This is a genomic window from Ligilactobacillus ceti DSM 22408 (assembly GCF_000423245.1).
GTDB lineage: Bacteria > Bacillota > Bacilli > Lactobacillales > Lactobacillaceae > Ligilactobacillus > Ligilactobacillus ceti.
Genome location: NZ_KE383993.1, coordinates 169678 through 194741 on the forward strand (window position 1 = coordinate 169678; position 25064 = coordinate 194741).

At 34.3% G+C, this 25064-nt stretch carries 26 protein-coding genes; 22 read left to right on the forward strand and 4 right to left on the reverse strand.

The window, feature by feature from the left end; genetic code table 11:
• The first annotated feature begins 2 nt into the window (after positions 1 to 2).
• Positions 3 to 302 (forward strand): nucleoside triphosphate pyrophosphohydrolase family protein, encoded by a 300-nt coding sequence (locus G540_RS0103725; protein WP_027106950.1) that lies wholly within the window; start codon positions 3 to 5, stop codon positions 300 to 302.
• A 54-nt stretch (positions 303 to 356) separates the two neighbouring features.
• Here G540_RS0103725 and G540_RS07485 read toward each other — a convergent pair whose 3' ends face one another.
• On the reverse strand, positions 357 to 500 hold the full coding sequence (locus tag G540_RS07485) for an SPJ_0845 family protein (RefSeq protein WP_169439097.1): 144 nt from the start codon (positions 498 to 500) through the stop codon (positions 357 to 359).
• A gap of 202 nt (positions 501 to 702) precedes the next feature.
• On the opposite strand from G540_RS07485, the gene G540_RS0103735 reads away from it, so the two are divergent.
• The 10 genes from G540_RS0103735 to G540_RS0103790 all read left to right on the forward strand — a co-directional run bounded on the left by G540_RS0103735 (position 703) and on the right by G540_RS0103790 (position 11080).
• On the forward strand, positions 703 to 2190 hold the full coding sequence (locus G540_RS0103735; RefSeq protein ID WP_027106951.1) for an ABC transporter substrate-binding protein/permease: 1488 nt from the start codon (positions 703 to 705) through the stop codon (positions 2188 to 2190).
• Complete coding sequence (locus G540_RS0103740) at positions 2183 to 2917, forward strand: amino acid ABC transporter ATP-binding protein (protein ID WP_027106952.1); 735 nt, start codon at positions 2183 to 2185, stop codon at positions 2915 to 2917. The genes G540_RS0103735 and G540_RS0103740 overlap by 8 nt, the downstream gene beginning before the upstream one ends.
• Positions 2918 to 3040: 123 nt before the next feature.
• Positions 3041 to 4804, forward strand: coding sequence for an excinuclease ABC subunit UvrC (gene uvrC, locus G540_RS0103745; RefSeq protein WP_035463599.1), 1764 nt, complete (start codon positions 3041 to 3043; stop codon positions 4802 to 4804).
• A 152-nt stretch (positions 4805 to 4956) separates the two neighbouring features.
• A complete protein-coding gene (obgE, locus tag G540_RS0103750) occupies positions 4957 to 6270 on the forward strand; it encodes a GTPase ObgE (protein WP_027106954.1) in 1314 nt (437 codons plus the stop codon).
• 27 nt (positions 6271 to 6297) lie between these two features.
• Positions 6298 to 8142 (forward strand): acyltransferase family protein, encoded by a 1845-nt coding sequence (locus G540_RS0103755; protein WP_027106955.1) that lies wholly within the window; start codon positions 6298 to 6300, stop codon positions 8140 to 8142.
• Between the two features lie 396 nt (positions 8143 to 8538).
• Positions 8539 to 8856, forward strand: a complete 318-nt coding sequence (locus G540_RS0103765; RefSeq protein WP_027106957.1) for a hypothetical protein — start codon at positions 8539 to 8541, stop codon at positions 8854 to 8856.
• Between the two features lie 278 nt (positions 8857 to 9134).
• A complete protein-coding gene (locus tag G540_RS07260) occupies positions 9135 to 9968 on the forward strand; it encodes a minor capsid protein (RefSeq protein ID WP_027106958.1) in 834 nt (277 codons plus the stop codon).
• Positions 9958 to 10278, forward strand: a complete 321-nt coding sequence (locus tag G540_RS0103780; RefSeq protein WP_027106959.1) for a hypothetical protein — start codon at positions 9958 to 9960, stop codon at positions 10276 to 10278. The genes G540_RS07260 and G540_RS0103780 overlap by 11 nt, the downstream gene beginning before the upstream one ends.
• Before the next feature lie 31 nt (positions 10279 to 10309).
• Positions 10310 to 10639 (forward strand): YjcQ family protein, encoded by a 330-nt coding sequence (locus tag G540_RS0103785; protein WP_027106960.1) that lies wholly within the window; start codon positions 10310 to 10312, stop codon positions 10637 to 10639.
• 210 nt (positions 10640 to 10849) lie between these two features.
• The gene (locus tag G540_RS0103790) at positions 10850 to 11080 is read left to right on the forward strand and encodes a hypothetical protein (protein WP_027106961.1); all 231 of its coding nucleotides are present in this window, start codon (positions 10850 to 10852) and stop codon (positions 11078 to 11080) included.
• Here G540_RS0103790 and codA read toward each other — a convergent pair whose 3' ends face one another.
• From codA to G540_RS0103805, 3 genes are all read right to left on the reverse strand, one after another.
• Positions 11081 to 12343: a cytosine deaminase gene (codA, locus tag G540_RS0103795; RefSeq protein ID WP_027106962.1), complete on the reverse strand. Its 1263-nt coding sequence runs from the start codon at positions 12341 to 12343 to the stop codon at positions 11081 to 11083.
• 35 nt (positions 12344 to 12378) lie between these two features.
• On the reverse strand, positions 12379 to 13644 hold the full coding sequence (gene codB / locus G540_RS0103800; RefSeq protein ID WP_027106963.1) for a cytosine permease: 1266 nt from the start codon (positions 13642 to 13644) through the stop codon (positions 12379 to 12381).
• Between the two features lie 356 nt (positions 13645 to 14000).
• The gene (locus tag G540_RS0103805) at positions 14001 to 14303 is read right to left on the reverse strand and encodes a hypothetical protein (protein ID WP_027106964.1); all 303 of its coding nucleotides are present in this window, start codon (positions 14301 to 14303) and stop codon (positions 14001 to 14003) included.
• A gap of 170 nt (positions 14304 to 14473) precedes the next feature.
• On the opposite strand from G540_RS0103805, the gene rnz reads away from it, so the two are divergent.
• From rnz to G540_RS0103860, 11 genes are all read left to right on the forward strand, one after another.
• Positions 14474 to 15409 (forward strand): ribonuclease Z, encoded by a 936-nt coding sequence (gene rnz / locus G540_RS0103810; RefSeq protein WP_027106965.1) that lies wholly within the window; start codon positions 14474 to 14476, stop codon positions 15407 to 15409.
• Between the two features lie 15 nt (positions 15410 to 15424).
• Positions 15425 to 16234 (forward strand): SDR family NAD(P)-dependent oxidoreductase, encoded by an 810-nt coding sequence (locus tag G540_RS0103815; protein WP_027106966.1) that lies wholly within the window; start codon positions 15425 to 15427, stop codon positions 16232 to 16234.
• Positions 16235 to 16251: 17 nt separating this feature from the next.
• Entirely contained in the window at positions 16252 to 16596 is a 345-nt protein-coding gene (locus G540_RS07030; RefSeq protein ID WP_051188958.1) for a LapA family protein, read from the forward strand.
• A 7-nt stretch (positions 16597 to 16603) separates the two neighbouring features.
• Positions 16604 to 18931, forward strand: coding sequence for a single-stranded-DNA-specific exonuclease RecJ (gene recJ / locus G540_RS0103825; RefSeq protein WP_035463600.1), 2328 nt, complete (start codon positions 16604 to 16606; stop codon positions 18929 to 18931).
• A 24-nt stretch (positions 18932 to 18955) separates the two neighbouring features.
• Positions 18956 to 19471, forward strand: a complete 516-nt coding sequence (locus G540_RS0103830) for an adenine phosphoribosyltransferase (RefSeq protein ID WP_027106968.1) — start codon at positions 18956 to 18958, stop codon at positions 19469 to 19471.
• A 167-nt stretch (positions 19472 to 19638) separates the two neighbouring features.
• The gene (locus G540_RS0103835) at positions 19639 to 19788 is read left to right on the forward strand and encodes a teichoic acid D-Ala incorporation-associated protein DltX (RefSeq protein ID WP_027106969.1); all 150 of its coding nucleotides are present in this window, start codon (positions 19639 to 19641) and stop codon (positions 19786 to 19788) included.
• 18 nt (positions 19789 to 19806) lie between these two features.
• Complete coding sequence (dltA, locus tag G540_RS0103840; RefSeq protein ID WP_027106970.1) at positions 19807 to 21351, forward strand: D-alanine--poly(phosphoribitol) ligase subunit DltA; 1545 nt, start codon at positions 19807 to 19809, stop codon at positions 21349 to 21351.
• Entirely contained in the window at positions 21344 to 22540 is a 1197-nt protein-coding gene (dltB, locus tag G540_RS0103845) for a D-alanyl-lipoteichoic acid biosynthesis protein DltB (RefSeq protein WP_027106971.1), read from the forward strand. Before dltA ends, dltB begins: the two co-directional genes overlap by 8 nt.
• A 32-nt stretch (positions 22541 to 22572) precedes the next feature.
• Complete coding sequence (dltC, locus tag G540_RS0103850; RefSeq protein ID WP_027106972.1) at positions 22573 to 22803, forward strand: D-alanine--poly(phosphoribitol) ligase subunit DltC; 231 nt, start codon at positions 22573 to 22575, stop codon at positions 22801 to 22803.
• Positions 22803 to 24080 carry a D-alanyl-lipoteichoic acid biosynthesis protein DltD gene (dltD, locus tag G540_RS0103855; protein WP_027106973.1) on the forward strand — a complete coding sequence of 426 codons (1278 nt, stop codon included), beginning with the start codon at positions 22803 to 22805 and terminating at the stop codon, positions 24078 to 24080. The genes dltC and dltD overlap by 1 nt, the downstream gene beginning before the upstream one ends.
• Before the next feature lie 145 nt (positions 24081 to 24225).
• Positions 24226 to 25059 carry a hypothetical protein gene (locus tag G540_RS0103860; protein ID WP_027106974.1) on the forward strand — a complete coding sequence of 278 codons (834 nt, stop codon included), beginning with the start codon at positions 24226 to 24228 and terminating at the stop codon, positions 25057 to 25059.
• The last annotated feature ends 5 nt before the right edge of the window (positions 25060 to 25064 follow it).

Sequence of the window (25064 nt, forward strand, 5' to 3'; positions counted from 1 at the left end):
AGATGGAATTTAATGAATATCAAGAAGCTGCTAATCGGACCTTATATGGAACAGAACAAGTTTTAACAAATTGTGCGTTAGGGTTAGCTGGTGAAAGTGGCCAGTTGATTGATTTAATTAAAGATTATACTTTTCGTGGTAAAGAACTAGATCGTGAACAAATGGTTCATGAAATGGGAGATGTTCTCTGGTATTTATCACAAATTGCTCAATGGGCAGATATTCCTTTTGATGAAGTTGCTCAAAATAATATTGATACATTGAATAAACGTTATCCAGATGGTTTTTCACCAACTAAATAAGTTGAACTAAAAAAGCTCTCAGATTTTAAGTCTGAGAGCTTTTCTATTTAAAAATTATTTTTTATCTTCTTTTTTAGGTGATTCTGTTTTTTCTTCTTTACGAACAGTTGATTTTAATTTTTGTTCTTTGTTAGGATCAACAACGAAATTTTCGAATAATTTTTCTAGATTGTTTTGTCGAGTAATTTTCAATCCCATAATAACCCTCCTAGTTGTGATGTCTTATTGAATTTACAATAACAGTTTTTAAAATAAAATTCAATTTTAACTCTCGAAAAGACACTAATATACAAAAATACAAAGAAAAATGTATAAAATGAATATTTTTTGAATAATTATTGCATAAATAATTATTAAGGAGTATAATCCTAATATACAAATAATAGAAAAGAGGATTTAGATGCAAAACATCAAAAAGATTTTATTTAGTATTATCTTAGTTATAACTATGTTTATGCTGCCGGCACATCATGTTATGGCTGATGATAATTCAAATGTAAATAATACAAATGATACATCTGTGAAAGATATCAAAGAAAAAGGTACTTTAGTTGTGGGCGTGAGTGCGGATTATCCACCGTATGAATTTACAGCTAAAGTTGGCGATAAAACAAAATATGTCGGGATGGATATTGATATTGCACGTAAGATTGCCGACGATTTAGGTGTTAAATTAGAGCTTAAAAATATGGATTTTGATTCTTTATTAGTAGCTTTAGAAACACATAAAATTGACGGTGTTATTTCTGCGATTAATCCAACACCAGAAAGACGTAAAAATGTTGATTTTACTGAATTATATTATTCTGGAAAACAAGTTATTTTAGTGAATGAAGCCGATCGTGATAAATATCAAACTAAAGCAGATTTCAATGGACAAACAATCGGTGCCCAAACAGGTTCTTTATTATATGATTTAGTTAAAGAACAAATGCCTAAAGCAAAAGTTAAAGGTTTAGCTAAATTAAATAACTTAGTCATTGCTTTACAAACAGGTAAGGTTCAAGGTGTTGCTATGGATCAACCAACAGCTGAAGCATATGCTGTTAATAATAAAGGTTTAGTTATTATGGATCCAAAATTCAAAGTGGATGCTGATCAAACAGGTTATGCGATGGCTTTCGCTAAAGGTTCTGATGCTTTAGTTGATGCTGCTAATAAGAGTATTTCTGAAATTAAAGAACAAAATTTAATTACTAACGATTATATTCCTAAAGCAAGTAAATACATGAAAACAACCACAGAAGATAATGATTTAATTGATTACTGGTCTTATTTCTTAAAAGGTATTGAATATACATTATTAATTACAGCTATCTCTGTTGTGATTGGTTTTATTTTAGGGACATTATTAGCTTTAATGCGTCTTTCAGATAACAAGATTGCGCATGCTATTTCTGTGGCATATATTGAATTTATTCGTGGGACACCATTAATGGTTCAAGTGATGTTTGTTTATTTCGGGATTGGTGCAGTTGTTCAATCATTACCAGCTTTAGTTGCCGGTATTATTGCAACATCATTGAACTCTGGTGCTTATATCGCTGAAATTATCCGTTCAGGGATTGACTCAATTGAAAAAGGTCAAACAGAAGCAGCTCGGAGTTTAGGGTTAACTAAGAATCAAACATATCGTTACGTAGTTATTCCACAAGCATTGAAGAATATTTGGCCTGCATTAGGTAATGAATTTATTACTTTAATTAAAGAAAGTTCAATTGTATCTATTATTGGGGTAACTGATTTAATGTATCAAACTCAATTAGTACAATCAGCCACATATAAAGGTGTTGCACCACTCTTTGTAACAATGATTATTTACTTTATTATGACATTCAGTCTTTCTAAAGTATTAGGCCATTTTGAAAGGAAGATGAATCATGACTAAGTTAATCGAAATCGAACATTTACAAAAACATTATGGTGAAAATGAAGTTTTAAAAGATATTAGTGAAACAGTTAATGAAGGACAAGTGATCTGTGTAGTTGGTCCATCTGGTTCGGGTAAAAGTACATTTTTACGTTGTTTGAATGTTTTAGAACAACCAACAGCTGGTAAAATTATTTTTGAAGGCCAAGAATTAACTAATGTTTCTGAAAAAGCCTTAAATGAATTACGGGAAAAAATGGGAATGGTTTTCCAAAATTTTAATTTATTCCCTAATATGAATGTTGTGGAAAATATTATGTTAGCACCTATGAAAGTTAAAGGTGTGAACCGCAGTGAAGCCAAGAAACAAGCTTTAGAATTATTAGCTAAAGTTGGTTTACAAGAACAAGCTGAACAATATCCACAAAGTTTATCAGGTGGTCAAAAGCAACGGGTCGCAATTGCGCGGGCTTTAGCGATGAATCCGGCAGTTTTATTATTTGACGAACCAACAAGTGCCTTAGATCCTGAAATGGTTGGTGAAGTTTTGAAAGTTATGCAAGATTTAGCAGAAGCCGGTATGACAATGGTAGTTGTTACACACGAAATGGGCTTTGCGAAAGAAGTAGCTGATGAAGTTTGGTTTATGGCTGATGGCTACATTAAAGAAGTAGCTGCTCCAGAAGAATTCTTTACAGCTCCTAAAACAGAAAGAGCACAAGAGTTCTTATCAAAAGTATTATAGAAACTAAAAAAACTTGTTTTAAACAATTTCAAGGTTGTTTAAGGCAAGTTTTTTATTATGGTAAATTTGTTAAAAGTCAGTATAATAAAGAAAAAAGTTGATTTTGAAAAGAGGTGATTGTCGATGAATGCTAAGTTGGAAAATAAATTAAAATTATTGCCCGATTTACCAGGGTGTTATTTGATGAAAGATATTAGTCAAAAGATTATTTATGTAGGTAAGGCGAAAAATTTAAAAAATCGGGTGCGCTCATATTTTAATGGTCAAAAAACGGGTAAAACAGCTTTGCTAGTAGCGGAAATTGTTGATTTTGAAACAATTGTTACGGAAACAGATAAAGAAGCTTTTCTCTTAGAAGTAACTTTAATTCAAAAATATAAACCATATTATAATATTAAATTAAAGGCGGGTAGTGGTTATCCATATATTAAAATCACTAAAGAAAAAGATCCGCAAATTAAAATTGTAAATGCGATTAAACAAGATGGCGGCTATTATTTTGGACCATATCCTAATGTTTATGCAGCCCAAGAAACAGTTAATTTCATTCAAAAGGTATATCCATTACGGCGGTGTCATGGACCACAAAAAAGACCATGTTTGTATTATCATATGGATCAATGTTTAGGAGCTTGTTTTAAAGAAGTTGATCAAGCTGAATATGCGGAACAAATTAAGAAAATTAAATCTTTTTTAAACGGTAATGTTCAAACTGTAAAAAAAGAACTCACACAAAAAATGGAAGCTGCTGCAGAAAATTTAGAATTTGAACGTGCAGCTGAAATTCGTGATCAAATTAAATATATTGAAATCACAGTTGAAAAACAACAAATTATTTCTAATGATCAAACACCACGCGATATTTTTGCGTTTTATCATGATAAAGGATGGTTATCATTACAAATCTTTTTCATTCGCCAATCACGGTTGATTAAACGGGAAAAAAGGCTCTTTCCATGTATTGCTGATCCAGAATCAGAAGTGGTAACTTTTATTTTGCAGTTTTATAATCAAAAAAATCGCATGTTGCCCAAAGAAATTCTAGTGCCTGCAAGTCTGGAAAAAGACATTTTAAGTGATATTTTACAAATTCCAGTCCGAACACCCCAACGAGGTCAAAAGAAAGCTTTACTCGATTTAGCAACGAAAAACGCTAAAATTATTTTAGAAGATAAATTCCGTTTGTTGGCATTAGATGAGCGTAAAACGATTGGTGCTATGCAAGAAGTGATGACGGCACTTGATTTACCAATGGGACATCGGATTGAAGCGTTTGATCATTCACATTTACAAGGTGTCGATTTAGTTTCAGCGATGGTTTCGTTTTTAGATGGACGTCCTAGTAAATCAGATTATCGTAAATATAAATTAAAAAATGTAGACCATGCGGATGAAACAGCTAGTACGAGAGAAGTTATTTATCGTCGTTATCGCCGGTTGTTGAACGAAAAACAAGCTTTACCGGATTTGATTTTAATGGATGGAGCACAAATCCAAATCAACGCCGCTCGGGATGTTTTAGAAAATCAATTAGGACTGCAGATTCCGGTGGCTGGGATGGTTAAAAATGATCAGCATAAAACAGCTGATTTAATGAAACCGGATGGAACTAAAGTGCAATTAGATCCAAAAAGTGAAGGTTTTTATTTATTACAACGGATTCAAGATGAAGTACATCGGTATGCGATTACGTATCATCGGCAAGTTCATTCCAAAAATTCTCTAACATCGCGGCTCGAACAGATTCCTGGTGTAGGACCAAAAACACGGATTAAGTTATTAAAAGAATTTGGTTCTTTAGCGAAAATTAAAGCAGCACCTCTTTCCGAGTTTAAAAAATTAGGTATTTCAGAAAAGGTAGCGCAAACAATTAAATTAAGCTTATAAAGTTGCTTAAAAGCGCGCTTTCATTGTGAGATAGTTTTGTTTATTAGTTTTAAAAATGATACAATAGGAAAGATTAAGAATAATATTATTTATTATGCTGAAATAAGAGTCGATAGATATAGATAAGTATTAAAAGAAAAGGTGGAACTTAGATGTTTGTAGATCAAGTTAAAATAAAAGTAAAGGCTGGTAAAGGTGGCGACGGTATGGTTGCTTTCCGTCGGGAAAAATATGTTCCTAACGGTGGACCAGCAGGTGGCGATGGTGGCCGTGGTGGTAGCATCATTTTGAAAGTTGATGAAGGGTTACGGACTTTAATGGATTTCCGTTATCACCGAATTTTCAAAGCTAAACCAGGTCAAAACGGTATGATTAAAGGAATGTACGGTCGTGGGGCTGATAATTTATACATTTCTGTTCCAGAAGGGACAACTGTAACTGATGCTGAAACTGGTGAAGTTTTAGGTGATTTATTACATCATAATGATGAATTAGTTGTTGCTCCTGGTGGACGTGGCGGACGAGGTAATATTCACTTTGCAAATGCGAAAAACCCTGCTCCAGAAATTGCTGAAAATGGCGAACCCGGACAAGAACGTGAATTAAAATTAGAATTAAAAGTGTTAGCTGATGTTGGTTTAGTTGGTTTTCCATCTGTTGGTAAATCAACATTATTATCAGTTGTTACAAGTGCTAAACCAAAAATTGCTGATTATCACTTTACAACATTAGTTCCTAACTTAGGAATGGTTCGTTTAGATGATGGACGTGACTTCGCTATGGCCGATTTACCAGGTTTGATTGAAGGCGCTTCTGAAGGTGTTGGTTTAGGGATTCAATTCTTACGTCACGTTGAAAGAACACGTGTTATCTTACATTTAATTGATATGTCTGGTTTAGAAGGACGCGATCCATATGAAGATTATGTCAAAATTAATGAAGAATTGAAAAAATATGATCCAGAATTGTTGAAACGACCACAAATTGTTGTCGGTACAAAAATGGATATGCCTGATGCAAGTGAAAACTTAGCTAAATTTAAAGAAAAATTAGCTGAAAATCCCATCTTACCAACTATGCCAGAAGTGATGGAAATTTCTTCTGTAACACGTCAAGGTGTGAAACCATTAATGCAACGTACAGCAGATGTTTTAGATGAAACACCAGAATTTGAAACATTAGCACAACGTCAAATGGAAGAACAAAAAGTTGGTATGCATGAATTCAAAGATGAAACAACTGATCCTGGATTTACAATTTCTCGTGATTCAGATGCAACTTGGATTTTATCTGGCGATCGCTTAGAAAAACTCTTCAAGATGACTAACTTAGATCATGACGAAAGTTTAATGCGTTTTGCTCGCCAATTACGTGGTATGGGTGTTGATGAAGCATTACGTGAAAAAGGCGCTAAAGGTGGCGACTTAGTACAAATTGAAAACTTTACTTTTGAATTTGTAGAATAAAAATTTAATAAGGAGTTTGCGGGTTAGATGGCAAAGAGATTGAAGAAGAGTCGCTATATAACAGGCTTTGATGGAGTTCGCTCGCTAGCAGTAATTGGTGTTATTTTATATCATTTATTTCCATATAAAGTCCAAGGCGGATTTTTAGGTGTTCCAATTTTCTTTGTATTATCAGGTTATTTAATTACTGACTTGTTAGTTCAAGAATGGGAACAAAATAAAACAATTGATATTAAAGCTTTTTATCTCAGACGGATGCGTAGATTGTATCCGGCATTAGTTACAGCGGTCTTAGGGACAGTCGCGTATATTACGTTGTTTCAAAGGGCTTTGTTAGCACATGTGCGGGCGATTATCGTCACCAATTTCTTGTATGTCTATAATTGGTTTCAAGTAAGCCAAGGTGAGTCATATTTTGATAAATTTGGCGCGCAATCTCCCTTTACGCATATGTGGTCACTGTCGATAGAAGGTCAATTCTATCTACTGTGGCCTTTTGTGGTTTTATTACTCTTACGTTTTGTGAAAAAAGGCAAAATTTTTAAAATATTTTTAGGTTTAAGTTTCGTATCAGCATTGTTGATGGCTATTTTATATCAACCGGGAGTCGATCCTTCTAGGGTTTATTATGGAACTGATACACGGATGTTTGCGATTTTAATTGGTGCAGCCTTAGCTTTTATTTGGCCAAGTACGAAATTGCGTCGTGATGTAAAACCAAAAGCGCGTTTAATCTTAGATGTAACGGGAATTTTAGCTTTGGTTTTAATTATTATTATGAATTTTAAAATGAGTGGGGAAAGTGCATTTGTTTATCGTGGAGGGATGTTACTCTTCTCATTAATTTCCGCAGTGTTAATTGCGATTGTGGCTCATCCTGGAGCCGATTTAAATCGTTTATTAACGAATCCTGTCTTTAATTGGATCGGGAAAAGAAGTTATGGGATTTATTTATATCAATATCCTGTCATGGTTTTTTATGAAGAACATGTACAAAATATGGCAGCTCATCCGTGGCGCCATGCTTTAATTGAAATTACTTTGATTTTAATTTTGAGTGAGTTATCTTATCGTTATTTAGAAAAGCCACTTCAAAAGTTTGATTATCAAAAAACTTGGTCAGTTATTAAAAAGCTTTTACAAAAAAACTCACCATATGGTTGGAAACGTTGGTTAGCGATTTTACCAACTGTGGTTGTCTTATTAGCGATTACAGGTTGGTTTTTACAACCAGCAGCAGCTAAAATGAAAAAACAATCACAACTAGCACAAGCGATTGCTAAAAATGAAAAAACAGTTGCTAAAAACAATCAAAAAGTTAATAACAATAAAAAAACAAGTTCCAAGGCGCGTGCCAAAACCGAGAAAGAATTCTCTTTAACAAAAAAACAACAAGCTAAAGCAAGTAAAATGAAAATCACAGCAGTAGGTGATTCAGTTTTGGCGGATGGTTCTACAACTTTACAAGAGATTTTCCCAAAAATGTATATCGATGCCAAAGTCGGGCGTCAAGTTCATACGATGGTGACTGTATTACAAACATTACATGATCAAGGCAAGTTAGCTCCAACTATTTTAATTAGTGGTGGTACCAATGGTCCCTTTACTGAAGATGATTTAACCAAAATCATGCAAATTGTTGGTAAAAGAAAGTTGTATTGGATTAATGTCCATGTACCTACAAGACGTTGGGAAGCGCAAGTTAATGATGCTTTAAAAGCAGCGAAAAAAGAATATAAGAATTTCCATGTGATTAATTGGTATGAAACAAGTAAAAATCAAACTACTTGGTTCTATGATGATAATGTTCATCCTAATCCTAAAGGGTTAAAACATTATGGTGCTTGTGTAGCGCAAGGAATTTTAAAATAAAGCAAGAAGTGATAGTTATTTAACTATCACTTCTTTTTTTGTATTAAGAATCATTTATGAATAAATGCTTTTTTAAGGGAGTGGAAACAACTATTGAAAAGGTGTACACTACTAGTGATAGGGTGTATCATCTAGCGGGACGCCATAATAATCATTTTTCAGTGAATAACGAAGGAGCGGAACTTGTGGCTAGTGTTTTGAAGAATCCTAGTAGCGTGTATGCTTCTAAAGATGTTAGAGGTAGAAAATCAAACGCTTATATAGAACGGAATGAAACCAATCCATTAGTCGTTTTTGTTCGCAACGGCTTAGTAACAGCTTATCGCCCGAGATATTATCAGATTAAGGGGTTAAAGAAGAATAAGCGATTATACTAGGTGAAAGGAGCGTTTTTTTATGAAGATACAAATGTATCCAATCGATTATGCTTTTGATAAAGAAATACCGGAGCTTGATATTGTATTTCCGGACGTTAAAACGGAAGGTTTAGTCGGAACGATTGAGTTGCCTCCGGGAATTTTAGCTCAAATAAACGTGGCAGGTGACGAAGGTTATGATACACCAGCTTCAAAAGTGGAAGTCGTAAATCCGGCTGCGTGGCTAAAGACCGATGCTGGGGAAGATATCACAGTTAATGGATACAATTTGAAGGACTTAACCCGTAAAGGTTACGAAGCATTCAAAGATGACCTAAAAGAATACAAATTAACATAAGCATTCACATTTAGTGAGTGCTTTTTTAATACAAAAAATAGGAGTGATAAATATGGAATTGAATGAAACAGTTGAGTTGATGTTAAGCGTTGATTTTAGAGATTTAATATTATCCATTAGATTTTTATTTGAAGAATTTAGAGAGTTATCTTGATGAAAAACACAGCGAAATTCCAATCTGTTATGATGGATATATTATGTTAATAGGGATGAAAACCTATAGAGATTCATTGAAACATAGATGTGAACAAAGGTAAATCTGGAGAGATATAGATGTTTTGCAAGCTGAATTAAGTTTAGCGTTAATGGACAACGCTATTCAAGGTACTAGTCCTTATGAATTGGCAAAAAGATTACAACCATTAGTCAAGCAAAGCATAGTATCAGCACAGGCAAAATCAGAGCGTTTAGCGCGTACAGAAACTGCTAGGGTACAAACACAAGCAGAGATGGATAGCTTGCGCAGATATGGTTATAAATACTGTAAATGGCATGCTGAAATTGGACACTGTTCACATTGTGGGGCGTTAGCTGAAGTTGATAATAGTTACGGTCCCGGAGTTTATAAAGTGGACGAAGTGCCGAATATTCCAGGTGATACACATCCTAACTGTAGGTGCGCTATTAGTGCTTATTGGGTGGATGAACAGAAGCCAAGAATGCAGATGAATTTGCAACTCTTTGGTAAATCTAATGATAAACAATTAGTAAAGCGAGCTATCAAACACGGTGAATTTACTCAATCTGACTTTGATGAGTTTACAACTACATTGATGAATATTTTCTCAAAAGGAGTGGAAACACCTATTGAAAAGGTTTATATTAGTAAAGAAAGGGTATATCATATAGCAAGGCATCATAAGGACATTGAAATCAATAAAAATGGTGCTTATGAAATCTATGATGTATTGATAAAGGCTAATGAAGTTTATGTATCTAAAGACCGTAAAGGAGTCAAAGCACATGCATATATACAAGATAAGAAAGATAAACCTTTAGTAGTATATGTACGTGGGGGTATTATTACGGTATACCGACCAGAAGACTATCAAACAAAACGATTAAGACAAGGGAAACGATTGTTTAAACGAGGTGAACATAATGAAGATTGAAATGTATGTGACTAGTTATGATTTTGATGACAATGAGCCACAATTGAATATAGAGTTTCCCGAAGTTGAGGATAGGGGGATGGTGGGATCTATTGAATTGCCACCTAATGTATTGACAGAAATCATTACAATGGGGCAAGGCGGAGATAATGAAGCCCTGATTCATTTGGTTGGAGTTGTTGACCCTTTGACTTGGTTAGCTACCGATGAGGGCGAAGATATTGAAGTTAATGGCTATAACCTTAAGGCTTTAGTTCGTAAGGGTTGCGAAGAGTTCAAAGATGATTTAAAAGAGTATCAGCCGTTATAATCGCATTTTAAAACATAAGTGGTGAAAATGAATGAGTAATAAAGATTTCTTTGCGGTAACTTATAAGATATTAAGTTATCTAAAATATTGTTACGAAAACGATTTGGAAGTTGATAGGAATGTTTTTAAAGGAAGTACATTTGGCGTTTCAGATAAACAATTCATAAAAACTTTGGTATATCTTAGAAGAGACGGAATTATCAAATCTGCTAACTTTGATAAGATAAGACCATGGGAACGGATGGCTTTTGTTGACAGTGTAGAATTAACTGTTAAAGGTTTTGAGTACCTAAAAGAAAACTCAATGATGAGAAAAGCATATAAAATATTTAAGGAGTTCAGAGAGTGGGCTCCATTTTAGCATTCACTAATTAGTGAGTGCTTTTTTAATACACAAAATCAAGGCTCTGTTAACACAGTAGCCTTTTTATTATGTCTTTTTTGCTAGATTGCAGACTTTAAAGAACAATTAGCAAGTCTCCCAAGACTCAAAATGCGAGCAAGCTCCCAAGCTTTAAAATGCGAGAAAATTAATAGGCTCCCAAGCCTTAAAATGCGCGGAGGTATATTTATGAATGAAGACAAACAAGTAGAATCAGAAGTATTGGAAGACCAAAACCAAGATAATGTGGAAAAAGAAAACCAAGACGTTGATTCAAAAAAGATTGTCGAAAAGTTACAAAAACGCTTAGGTAAATCCAAAGCAGAGCAACAAGATCTAAAAAGTCAGCTATACGAAGTTTTATTTGATATCAAAAAACCTCCTCAATTAGTTGAGGAGGTAGGATTTAAATTTATTTAATTAACGTTTGAAATCAACAATTTCATCATTGTCAATCTTAACTATTGTTTCACCTAATGTAGTATGAGCTAATACTTGACCTTTATGAATGGAGTAGTAAACAGGAACTTGACGACGAATTGCATCATAGCCGTTTTCAGCAGGCAAGATGATTAAGTTACCAGGTTTGCCGACTTCAATTCCATACTGATCAGTAATATTGAGTGCTCGGGCTGAGTTCTTTGTAATTAAATCGAGTGATTGATTAATTTCGCTGTAACCCATTAATTGGCAGACATGTAATCCCATATGCAAGACTTGCAACATACTACCAGTTCCTAGTGGGTTCCAAGGATCAACGATATCATCATGACCAAAGCAGACATTGATATTGGCTGCTAACATTTCTTTGACACGTGTGACACCACGGCGTTTTGGATAATCATCAAAACGACCTTGTAAGTGAATATTTACAAGTGGGTTGGCGATAAAGTTAATTCCACTCATTTTTAAGAGGCGGAATAATTTATATGTGTATGCACCGTTGTAAGAGTGCATAGCTGTTGTGTGGCTAGCTGTGACTTTATGACCTATACCAGCTTCGTAAGCACGTGTGGCTAAAGTTTCTAAGAAGCGGGATTGTTCATCATCAATTTCATCACAGTGAACATCAATTAAAACGTCATATTTCAGTGCTAGTTTAACTATTTCGTTAATACTTTCTACACCGTATTCACGTGTGAATTCAAAGTGAGGAATAGCGCCTACTGCATCAGCACCGAGTTTCAATGCTTCTTCTAAAAGTTTTAAACCATTTGGATAAGATAAAATTCCTTCTTGAGGGAAAGCCACGATTTGCAATGTGACTTTATCTTTTAATTCTTCGCGTAATTCAATCATAGCTTTTAAAGCGATTAAGTTGGGATCAGTTGTATCAACGTGAGTCCGGATAAATTGAATACCATTAGCTACTTGCCAAGAGATAGCTTTGCGAGCACGGCGTTTAACATCTTCGGCCGTTAACATTTCTTTTCGTTCTGACCAACGTTCAATCCCTTCAAAGAGGGTACCACTTTCATTCCAGTGTGGTTCACCAGCTGTGAGAGTTGTATCGAGGTGAACATGTGGTTCGATGAAAGGCGGAATTGTGAGATAACCTTTTGCGTCGATAATTTCTTCATCAGGCGCTGTGATTTCGGGTGCGATTTTTGTAATAATCCCGTCTTCAATTAAAATATCAACGGGTTGTTCTTGATTACGTAATTGAGCTTGTTTGATTAACATGAGTAGCCTAACCTCCTAATATTGAACTAATTCTATTATGCTTCAACTTTTTGGTTGTTTTCAACTGTTTTCTTCACAAAAACTTTTGTTAAGATGACATATGTGACAACTGCTGTGAGGACTGAGTTAACAGGTGTGATTCCAGGGATTAAGTAAGCTCCTGCCACACCGGCTGCCCAAGCGATAATCGCGATTGGGTTGATGGCTTTGAATTTAGTTGTTTTAAAGTCAGCGTATTTACCACGTTTTACTAAGAAGAAGTCCGCGATTAAGATGGCACCTGCTGCTGGGATAAAGGAGTTAAGCATACTTAACCAAGTCATAAAGTTACTATATAAGATCATTGATAAGCAAGTTCCTAAGATTCCGTTGAAGATGACCATTCTGTTTTTAGGTTGTTTAGTAATGTTTGAAAATCCTAAACCGGATCCGTAAAGGGCGTTATCATTTGTTGTCCAGATGTTTAAGCCTAAGATAATAACTGCTGGGATGATTAAGCCTTGTGTAAACATAACTTCGGAAATATCTGCTTTTCCGGTTGCCATGGCTCCGATTGCGCCGAATGCTAGCATTAAAGAGTTACCGATTAAAAAGGCGATGACTGTTGTTGAAACGGCTGTTTTCTTGTTTTTAGAGAAGCGGGTAAAATCAGGTGTTAATGTTCCGCCGCTGATAAATGTTCCGACAACTGCTGCTAATGCGACATTCATAGACATTGAAGAGCCGTTCGAGTTTAAAGCGATTAATTCAGTTAATCCACCAGCGTCGACAATTGCTTTTCCGGCTGAAGTTGAACCGAGGATTGCGATAGCGGGTACGGCGATAATACTTAAGATGGTGAGTGATTTCATACCGAAGTAGGCGGTTGCTGTCATTAATAGGCCAGCGACGATGATTAAAAGCCAAACGTTTAAGCCGGTAACTTTTGCGACTGGGATAGCGAACATGGCAACCCCAACGCCGAACCAACCAACTTGTGTGATGGAAACGAGGAATGAAACAAGGTAAGAACCTTTTTCGCCAAATGAGTAGCGAGCGAGTAAGTGAGTTGAAAGGCCAGTTGCTCCGGCCATATAAGATAATAGACCAGTGTAGATACATAGTAAGATATTTCCTAAAATAACGGCTTTGGCAAAATCACCAAAACTAAGTTGGGTTCCGATATTTCCACCGGCGAGCATACTTCCTGAGAAGAAGGCGAAACCTAACATAACCATTAACATGGAGAAAAATTCTTTGCGAGCTCCTTGAGGGATAGCCTCTAAAGAGTAGTCGTGATCGATGTGCTGCTTGTTGTTCATTGTAAAACTTCCTTTCTTTTTAAGTACCTAAAAAGAAAAACCCCTTGCAGAATTTGCAAGGGGTTTAGAATTTGCAACAAGAGACACAAAGCTACACTGAGGGCAACTTTATGTACACTGCGTCAAAATTACAATCTTTTATAATTTTCTTCCGAAAACCTTGCCAGTTTCTCTGAACTGAATTAAAGGTACTATATTTATTTGTTACAAGTAATCTAGCACGCTGTACGATTTTTGTAAATAGCCAAATAAATATTGCAGACAACAGAAATAGGTTTGAGATACGTATAAAGCTTGATTTAATTATGTTTGTGGAACTTTTAATTTATGCAAAAAAATTGTTACTTTGTACAAAATTAACGGAAAAATAAATTGTTGTGGGCTGTTTTAAAACCTAAAATCCGTTTTTGATGTTGAGTTTTTGGAAAAATAACTTTAATTTGATAGTCTTGCCATTCGGTTGGTTGTTGAAATAAATCAGTAATCGTGAGGGCGTTTTGAGAACAACAAGTGGGTCCTTGATTACTAAAATAAATAACTTTTTTATGCTGATCAGCGTTTAAAGTTGTGATAGGAAAAGACAACTGCTGATTACTGTAAAAAAGTTGGATTTCTGGTGGTAAATTATGGGTTAATAAGCGTAATTCAGAATAGTTCATAAATAGCCTCCTGCAAGTAACGGTATCAAAAGTAATGTTGTTTTTCAATTAAAAGCAAATATAGTATTATTAGAAGTGAAGCTAGCATATTAATTAACATCATTCATATGTTAAAATAATATGATGTAAAGAAATTAAAAGAATGAATTTAGATAGGATTTTATATAAGAATGGAAATTGAATTTTTAGGAACGGGTGCTGGTTCACCCTCAAAAACACGTAATGTCACTGCAATCGCATTAAAACTATTAGCGGAATGTAACTCAATTTGGTTATTTGATGTTGGTGAAGGAACACAACACCAAATTTTAAAAACAAATATCCGTCCGCGAAAAGTTAATAAAATATTTATTACACATTTACATGGTGATCATATTTTTGGTTTGCCAGGCTTTTTAAGTAGCCGCTCTTTCCAAGGTGGCGAACAAATGGGGCCATTAACAATTTATGGACCAAAAGGTATCGAAAATTATGTGCGGACATCATTACAAGTGTCACAAACTAAGTTAACTTATAAAGTTAATTTTGTAGAAATCAAAGAAGAAGGCACTTTATTTGAAGATGATCATTTCAAAGTAACTTGTCAAAAACTGGATCATCGGATCACATGTTTTGGTTATCGTGTGGAAGAAAAAGATTATCCGGGTGAATTGCTTGTGGATAAGTTAAGAGAGCAACAAATTCCATCTGGTCCATTATACGGTCGTTTGAAAGCTGGAGAAGTGGTAACGTTAGAAGATGGCCGAGTAATCGATGGAAAAGATTTTATTGGTGAAGCTAAAAAGGGTCGGACAGTTACGATTTTAGGTGATACACGTCAAATCGCTAGTGTTGCTGAACTCGCCCAAGATGCTGATGTTTTAGTGCATGAAAGTACTTTTGGTAAAGACGAAGCACGTTTAGCACATAATTATTATCATTCGACATGTGTCCAAGCTGCCGAAGTGGCGAAAGAAGCACGTGTCCAAAAATTACTTTTAACTCATATTTCAGCACGTTATGTAGGGTATTTAGCCCAACATTTAGAAAATGATGCCCAAAAAGTATTTGAAAATACAAAAGTAGTGAAAGATTTTTATGTTGAAGATGTTGAATTTAGAAAATAAAGGAGCGTTTTTAAGATGAAAGGTTATAAACAGTTAAAAGATTTACGCGGTAAAGTTGTTGTTATTACAGGTGCTTCATCTGGATTAGGTGAAAAAATTGCTTATAATGCAGCCAGTCGTGGTGCGATTGTTGTGGGATGTGCGCGCAACTTTACGAAACTTGAAAAAGTTATGCGGACTTGTGAAGAATTATCTGGTCAACCAGCTCATATTTATACTTTAGATGTTAGTCAACCAAATCAAATTGATCGAGTTGTTGCTAAAATCGAAACTGAAGTCGGTCCAATTGCCGTTTTAGTGAATAGTGCCGGTTTTGGTTTAATGGAAGAAGCTTTAAAAATTGAACGTCCAGTGACTGAAGATATGTTCCGTGTTAATGTTTTGGGATTGATTTATATGACACAAAATGTTGCTTTACACATGGCGGAACGTCGTTGTGGTGCAATTATTAATATTGCTTCGATGGCTGGTAAAATTTCAACACCAAAATCATCTGTTTATTCAGCAACGAAAGCAGCTGTCTTAGGCTATTCCAATTCATTACGATTAGAATTAAAACCATTAGGAATTTCTGTTTTAACAGTTAATCCTGGACCAATTGCGACAAACTTTTTCAATATTGCGGATAAATCTGGTAAGTACTTAGATAGTTTAGGCAATGTTGTTTTAGACCCTGTTGTAGTGGCTGACAAGATTATGCGCACGATTGGTACAAATAAGCGTGAAGTTAATGTTCCTTATATTATGGAATTAGGTCATCACGTTTATCAAATGTTTCCACATTTTGGGGACTTTTTAACAAATGGAATCTTTAATAAAAAATAAGAGTGAGGGGATTAATGATGAAAAATCAAATACGTTTAATTGTTGGTGCAATTTTGATTTTAATTATTGTGATTTTTTCTTGGATGAATGCGCAACCTGTAACGGTTAATTTCGCATTTCAAGAAATTACATTACCATTAGTTATTGTGCTAGTCGGATGTGTTGTTTTCGGGATTTTAATTGCGATGGTCTTTTCTATGGCAACAATTTATAAATTGAAAAGCAAATTAAAAGAAATAACGAAACGCATGAACGCATTAGATGCAATGCAACGTGGGGGACAAGAAACAAAAACAACTGAACATAAACATGTGGAAATTGTGAAAGAACCACAAAAATCAGTTCCAACAACTAAGGAGTAGAGTGTTAGTGGTAAAACAAAAATATAATTGGCAAACTAGCACAAAAAGTGATCAAGCTTTAATTACAGAATTAGCGCAAGCAACTGACTTATCACCAGTTTTGTGTGAATTGTTAGTGCAAAAAGGTTATCAAACACCGGAAGCAATTCAAAAGTTTATCCAACCAAGTGAAAAAAATTTATACGATCCTTACTTGATGCATGATATGGCGGTCGGTGTTGAACGGATTCGTCAAGCAATCTATGAACAAGAAAAGATAGTGATTTATGGAGATTATGATGCTGATGGAATTACTAGTACATCAGTTATGTATGAAACACTAGAACAACTCGGTGCGGTTGTGGAATATTATATTCCTGATCGTTTTACTGATGGTTATGGTCCAAATAAAGCTGTTTATCAGTATTTAATTGATATGGGAGCACAATTAATTATTACTGTTGATAATGGTGTTTCCGGAGCAGAAGCCATTTCTTATGCGAAAAGTCGGGGCGTCGATGTTGTGGTGACTGATCACCATGAATTACCGCAAGAATTGCCTACTGATGCAGTCGCGATTATTCACCCACGTCATCCGCAAGGAGAATATCCTTTTGGTGATTTGGCAGGTGTTGGGGTAGCTTTTAAAGTAGCAACAGCTTTATTAGAAGGTCCACCAAGTGATTTGTTGGATTTAGTTGCGATTGGGACTGTGGCAGATTTAGTTTCATTAACTGATGAAAATCGTGCTTTAGTGAAATTTGGGATCAACGCTTTACAAAATACGTATCGTTCTGGCTTGTTAGCTTTATTCGCTAAAGGTCAAATTGAACAGGCTACAATCGATGAAGTGGCGATTGGTTTTAAACTGGCACCACGTTTAAATGCATTAGGTCGTATGGAAAGTGGTCAAATTGGTGTTGAATTATTAACGTCACTCGATGATGAACGGGTTGAAGAAATTGCAGAACATGTGCAAACATTAAATAATCAACGGATTGAGATTGTAGATGCTATTACACAGGCTGCTTTACAACAAGCCCAACAACAAAGTGATCATTTGATTAATGTAGTCTGGCAAGAAAACTGGCATGAAGGTGTTTTAGGAATTGTAGCTAGTCGATTGGTTGAAGCAACTAATAAACCGACGCTAGTCTTGAATTATGATCCAGAAAAAGAACTCTTAAAAGGTTCTGGGCGATCAGTTGCTGGTTTTAATTTATATCAAGGTTTAGATCCTCATCGTGATTTGTTAACAAGTTTCGGTGGACATCATATGGCTTGTGGCTTAACCGTTGCGAAAGATCAAATAGAAAATTTAATTGCTATTTTAGAAGAGGAAGCACAAAAGCAAGAATTAACTACAGAACAAAAATCAGACTTACAATTAGCTGGAGATTTAACATTAGCTGAGGTTGATTTAGATTTGTTGGCTGAAATAGAAAAGTTAAAACCATATGGTACTGATAATGAGCAACCATATTTCGCTTTTCATGATTATCGAATTGAACAGGCACAAATCGTTGGTAAGAACCAAAATTGTTTAAGATTAATGCTGAGTGCGACTAATCAACAAAAAATTACAGCGATTGGATTTTCGCTTCCAGATGCAACTTTACAAAAAATTGTACAACAACCTAACGGTACAAAAATCGTTGGTTCCTTGAATAAGAATGTTTGGAAGAATAATGTTAGTGCGCAAATTATGTTAAAAGACGTTGCTTATGAGGGGATTTATTTTAACGATTTACGTGAACAACCACTAACAACCCAAAGTTTTCAACAACCGGGGACATATTTATTCTTTGATACGAAAAAGTATCAAGCTTTAAAACAACAAGTTCCTACCGCTGAGAATTTAGTATTAGCACAACAAGTTATTCAACAAGGTGAAACTATTACGACAGAGCAATTAACGATTGTGGATTTACCTGCTGATTTAACAGAAATTGCGCAAGTGTTACCAATGTTTCAAACGAAAGAATTGAGTTTGTATGGTTATCATCAAGAAAAAGTGTACCTGATGCCCATGCCAACTAGAGAAGATTTTTCGAAATTATATCGTTTTGTAATGAGTCAAACTGATTTTAATTTACGAACGGATTTAACAAAACTTGAGAATTATTTAAAAATAAAAAAAGAATTACTTATTTTCATGATAAAGGTGTTTTTTGAAGTCGGATTTGTTAGAATAGAAGATGGTTTAATGACCGGTAATAAAAATGCGAGTTATCATAAATTAGAAACAACTACTGCTTATCGTCAGCGTTTAAGTCAAATTGAAGTGCAAGAATTATTATTGCAAAAACAAAGTAACGAAATAGCAGCGTTTTTAGGTCAATATCTTAATAAGTAAGAATTTAAAAGGAGCAATATTTAAATGTTAGATTTAAAAAATTATGTCGCAAGTATTCCAGATTACCCAGAAAAAGGGATTGTCTTTCGCGATATTTCCCCATTAATGGCTGATGGTGAAGCATACCGTCAAGCAACAGATAAAATTTTCCAATTCGCTAAAGATAAAGGCGTGGATATGATTGTTGGACCTGAAGCTCGTGGTTTCATCATTGGTTGTCCAGTCGCTTATGATTTAGGTGTTGGATTTGCCCCAGCTCGTAAAAAAGGTAAATTACCTCGTGAAACAGTTATGTCAGAATATGACTTAGAATATGGTACATCAGCATTATACATGCACAAAGATGCAATCAAACCTGGTCAAAAAGTTTTAGTATGTGATGACTTATTGGCAACAGGTGGTACAATTCAAGCAACAATCGACTTAGTTGAACAATTAGGTGGCGAAGTTGTTGGTTGTGCATTCTTAATCGAATTAGAAGATCTTAAAGGTCGCGATAAGATTAAAGGATACGACGTTTTAGCATTAATGCAATATTAAGAAAGTGAAGCTCGCTTAGTCGGGCTCCTTTTTTTGATAAAATAAATTTTAATATTTAATAAAATTAAAGTTTAAAGAATTGAGTTAGACTCTTTTTCGGCGTATGCTAATAATTATTGGAGTTTAGTAATGTCGATTAAGACAAGTCATAAAATAAGGAGAATTACATGAAAAAAGCTTGGAACAAGTTACGCGAAAATACAATAGCTTCTTTTATTGTACGGACCGTATTTTATCTTGCGATAATGTTCTTATTAGTATATCTATATAGTTATAGTGGTGTTAACCAACCACACTTTATTTATAATGAATTTTAGTTTGGAGACGTGTTAGCAATGGAAAATAAAATCATTACCAGAATTGAACATTGGGCTAAAGTCGCCCCAGACCGTGTCGTATATGATTATTTAGGTCGTGAAAATACTTATGGTGAATTAAAACAATATTCAGATGCTTTAGCAGCTAAAATTAAATCAATGAATTTAGCCAAAGATGCACCTGTTATTGTCTATGGTGGCCAAACATTTGAAATGGTAGCCACATTTATGGGATTAATTAAATCTGGACATGCTTATATCCCAGTCGATGCTCATTCACCTAATGAAAGATTAGCTATTATTAAAAAGATTGCAGAACCAGCTGTTTGTATCGCGGTTGATGAATTACCTGACTTAGGTTGGGATATTCCAGTTATTTCACAAAAAGAATTACATGAAATTTTCACAAGTGAAATTACAACTGAACCAGTTACGATAGAAGAAGCTGTAGTTGGCGATCAAAATTATTATATTTTATTCACATCTGGAACAACTGGTGTACCAAAAGGTGTGCAAATTAGTTATAACAACTTAATGAGTTTCTTAGATTGGTGTCAAGGCGATTTAGGATTAGATTTCGAAAATCCAATCGAATTCGTTTCCCAACCACCATACTCATTTGATATTTCTGTGATGTACTTATATTCATCATTGTTGTCAGGCGGGAAAATCGATGTTTTACCACCGGAAACAACAGCGAACTTCAAAGAATTATTTAAAGCTTTGAAGTCATATGATATTCAAGCGTGGATGTCCACACCATCATTTGTGGAAATTTGTTTATTATCACCAGAATTCAATGAAGAAACATCACCAGAATTGAAAAACATTTATCTTTGTGGGGAAGAATTAACACATAAAACAGCAGCTCGCTTAAAAGAACGCTTCCCTAATTCCAGAATCTTTGATATTTACGGACCAACTGAAGCAACTGTTGCAGTTACTGGTTTAGAAATCACTGATGAAGCTTTAAATCAATATGATCGTTTACCAATTGGTTGGCCAAAGCCAGATACACCAGTTGTGATCGTTGATGAAGATAATAATGTTTTACCAGCTGGAGAAGATGGTGAATTAGTTATTATGGGACCAAGTCTTTCTAAAGGTTATATCAATAACCCAGAAAAAACAGCAGCTGCCTTTATTGAAATTGATGGCAAACCTGCTTATAAAACAGGGGACTTAGCTCAAATTGATCCTGAAACAGGTATTTTGATTTATAAAGGTCGAATTGATTTCCAAGTGAAATTACACGGCTTTCGAATTGAATTAGAAGATGTGGATCATCATTTAGATCGAGTTAGTTTAGTAGAACAAGCAATTACAGTACCACGTTATGGTGCAGATCATAAAGTTCAACAATTAATTGCTTATATCGTTCCAAAAGACCAAGATTTCGCAAGTAAAGCTGAATTAACAAAAGCGATTAAAGCTGAGTTATCAGAAATTATGATGCCTTACATGATGCCAAATCGTTTTGTTTATGTAGAATCTCTACCATTAACAGCGAACGGTAAACTTGATCGCAAAACCTTAATTAGTGAGGTTAATAGTAATGATTAATATGCAACCATATCAAAATCCGACTTACTTTTTATATTTGTTAGTAGGTTTACTACCAATTATGATTGGACTTTTATATGGTCGTCGTTTTAAAGTTTATGAAACAATTATTTCTTTTGTTTTCTTAGTATTAACTTTTGGTGGCGATAAATGGATGCAAGGTGTATCCATTATTGGTTATTTAATATGTGAATTGATTTTGATTTTCGCATATCTGCATTATCGGAAAAGTAAAAATTCAACCGGTGTTTTTATCGGGGCAGTAGTTTTAGCGATTTTACCGTTAGTGTTAGTTAAGTTAACCCCATTCTTTGCTTGGCAACATTTATCATTGTTTGGCTTTTTAGGTATTAGTTATATTACTTTTAAAGTAGTTCAAATTGTGATGGAAATTCGTGATGGTACGATTAAAGAATTAGATTTTAAAGGTGTATTACACTTTTTACTCTTCTTCCCAACAATCTCATCCGGACCGATTGATCGTTATCGTCGTTTTATTCGCGATTATGATCAAGCACCTAAGCAAGAAAAGTATTTAAAATTACTTGGTAAAGGTGTCTTTTATATTTTCTTAGGATTCTTGTATAAATTTGTTTTAGCATATTTATTCGGGGTAGTGATGCTACCATATGTTTCTAAGATGGCACTGGCAAGTGGTGGTATTTCCAAATGGCTGGTTGCTTACATGTATGTGTATGCAATGGACTTATTCTTTGACTTTGCGGGTTATAGTTTATTCGCAGTCGGAACAAGTTATGTGATGGGGATCGAAACACCAATGAACTTTAATAAACCGTTTATTGCGCATAATATTAAAGATTTCTGGAATCGCTGGCATATGACACTTTCATTTTGGTTTAGAGATTTCATTTATATGCGTTTAGTATTCTTCATGATGAAAAAGAAACTTGTTAAAAGTCGGATTACCATGGCAAACATTGGTTATTTAACATTATTCTTAATCATGGGATTATGGCACGGTTTAACATGGTATTACATCGTGTATGGTTTCTACCATGCCTTTGCGATTATCATTTGTGATGCGTGGTTACGCTTTAAGAAAAAGCATAAAAAACAAATTCCAAGCAATAAATTCACAGAAATTTTTGCGATTGTCTTAACATTCCATGTTGTTTGTTTTAGCTTTTTGATTTTCTCAGGATTTTTAGATACACTATTTTTTAGATAATAAAATTTAATTCAGATAGGGAGATTTTTATAATGAAAGAAACAGTTTTAGATATTTTAGCTAATATTACAGGTGATGACGAAGTACGCGAAGATTTAGATATGGAATTATATGAATCTGGTATTTTAGATTCAATGGCAACAGTTGAAATGTTATTAGAATTACAAATGCAATGTGGAATTGAAGTTCCTGTATCTGATTTCGAAAGAACAGAATGGGATACACCAAACAAAATTATTGCGAAAGTTGAAAGTATGGGTTAATGAATGTGAAGAAGGCACTATTTAATATTTTTGGACCAGTTATTTTAGCTGCGCTTATTTTAATAACCATATTGGTAATGCCAAACTCTTCACACAAGATTAGTCAAAAAACAATTTATCAAGCATCTTTATCACAATCGAAAAATATTTTTAAAGGGAACGTCGTTAAAAGAGCAGCCTTTGAAGAAAATTATGTACCTTTTTTAGGATCATCAGAATTTTCACGGATGGATTCATTCCACCCATCTTCAATGGCTATTCACTATGATCGTTCATATCGTCCTTTTCTTTTAGGTGCTCCAGGATCACAATCTTTAGCTCAATATTTTGGGATGCAAGGTGTGAATGCTGCACTGAAAGGTAAAAAAGCCGTGATGGTTGTTTCACCACAATGGTTTGTGAAAAAAGGGATCGAAACTGGCGCTTTTAATTTATATTATTCTAATTTAGAAGCAGTATCTTGGTTATTACATGCGACAACAAGTCAAGTTGATCGTTATGCAGCTAAACGTTTATTAACAATGACAGCTGGCCAAAATAGCAACTTAATTCGTAAGTGTTTAGCGAAAATCGCTGACGGACAAGAATTAACAAGTTTTGATAAAACATACCTTAAATTAAAATATAACCAATTAGAACGTGAAGATCGCTGGTTCTCAACCTTAGCGATGAATGACCGTATCGGTAAAATTGAACGTGTAGCTGATAAGTTGCCAGTTCAAGAAGATTTTTCTAAATTGGATGAAGTTGCTTACAAAATGGGGCAAAAGAGTGCTAACAACAATCAATTCGATATTTATAACAAGTTTTGGAATAAACGTTTGAAAAAGAGTTGGAAGCATTTAAAACATAAACAATCACACTTTGATTATGTTTCATCTCCAGAGTTTGCCGATTTTGAATTAGTTTTAAATCAATTTAAAGCTAATAAGATGAATGTTATTTTTGTTATTCCACCAGTTAATACGAAGTGGATGGCATATACAGGTCTTTCACAAGAAATGTTAGATGATTTCAATGCGAAAATCACATACCAATTAAAATCACAAGGTTTTAATCATATTGTTGATTTATCTCAAGATGGTGGCGTTGATTACTTTATGCAAGATACGATTCACCTTGGTTGGCGTGGTTGGTTGAAGATGGATCAAGCTGTATCTCCATTTTTAAGTGAAAAACAAGCACAACCAACATATCATTTAAATAAATATTTCTTCAGTAAAGAATGGCAAAAAATGCAAGGTGAAGAATTAAGTAACTTTTTAAAAGATAAATAATTAGTAAACTTGAAGATAGTGAAAACTGTCTTCAAGTTTTTTGTTTATTATTGGGAATAAGCGCAAGATATGATGGAAAATTTTAGTATGCTATAATCAGATTGATATATTTAATTTTTATAGTTAATCAAAGGAATGAGTATATATGAAAAAGAAAAAACTAATTACTTTAGCTGCGACGTTGTGTTGTGGAACAATGTTATTAGCTAGTTGTAAAGCTGATAAGAAAGTTAATGAAGCAAATCAAACGGAACAAAAACAAGAGGAAAAAACACGTGATGATGGTTGGTACGAAATGGTCCAACGTTATATTGATTGTCCAGAAGGTGAATATCAAAAAGCTTTTAAAAAAGAGTTTAAAGGTGCTAAATTCTCAGATTTGAAAATTATCTATGGTGGTGATGGAAAATATTATGACTATCCTTTCCGTCAACCTTTAAATATTGAACAGCTTCATGATGAAAAAACAGGTCAAGATTATCCACGTTCTGCTAGTGACGCTTATTTAAAGGCGACAGTAAATAAAGTTCAATTAACTAAAAAAGCTCTTAAGATTACTGTGAATAAACGTTTTACAAAATTAAATAAGAATTTACAACTTGGGACAGTTGTTTTGATGACTGACCGAATTGATCAAATTCGGCGTGATGTTGTTATGAAAGAAAATGGCAAGTCTGTTACTTTTAAATGGGGAGAAATTCCTTTTGAAGGTGGCGAAAAAGACTATCAAACGATTCAAAAATTCCAAGGTAAAGAAAATTTAACACCAGATGAAGCAACCAAATTAAAAAATGCACAATCAGAACTGCTCAAATTAAATGAAAGCAAAGTTCAATCTATTGAAGACTTACCGATTAAAGTTATTTTTAACGGCAAAACAATTATCAAAGTACGTGCTATTAAAGATACTTATGCTAGCCCAATAAGTGGTTTTTATTGGAAGGCTTATCAACGAAAAGATGTCGTGCAATATTTCTAAAAAAC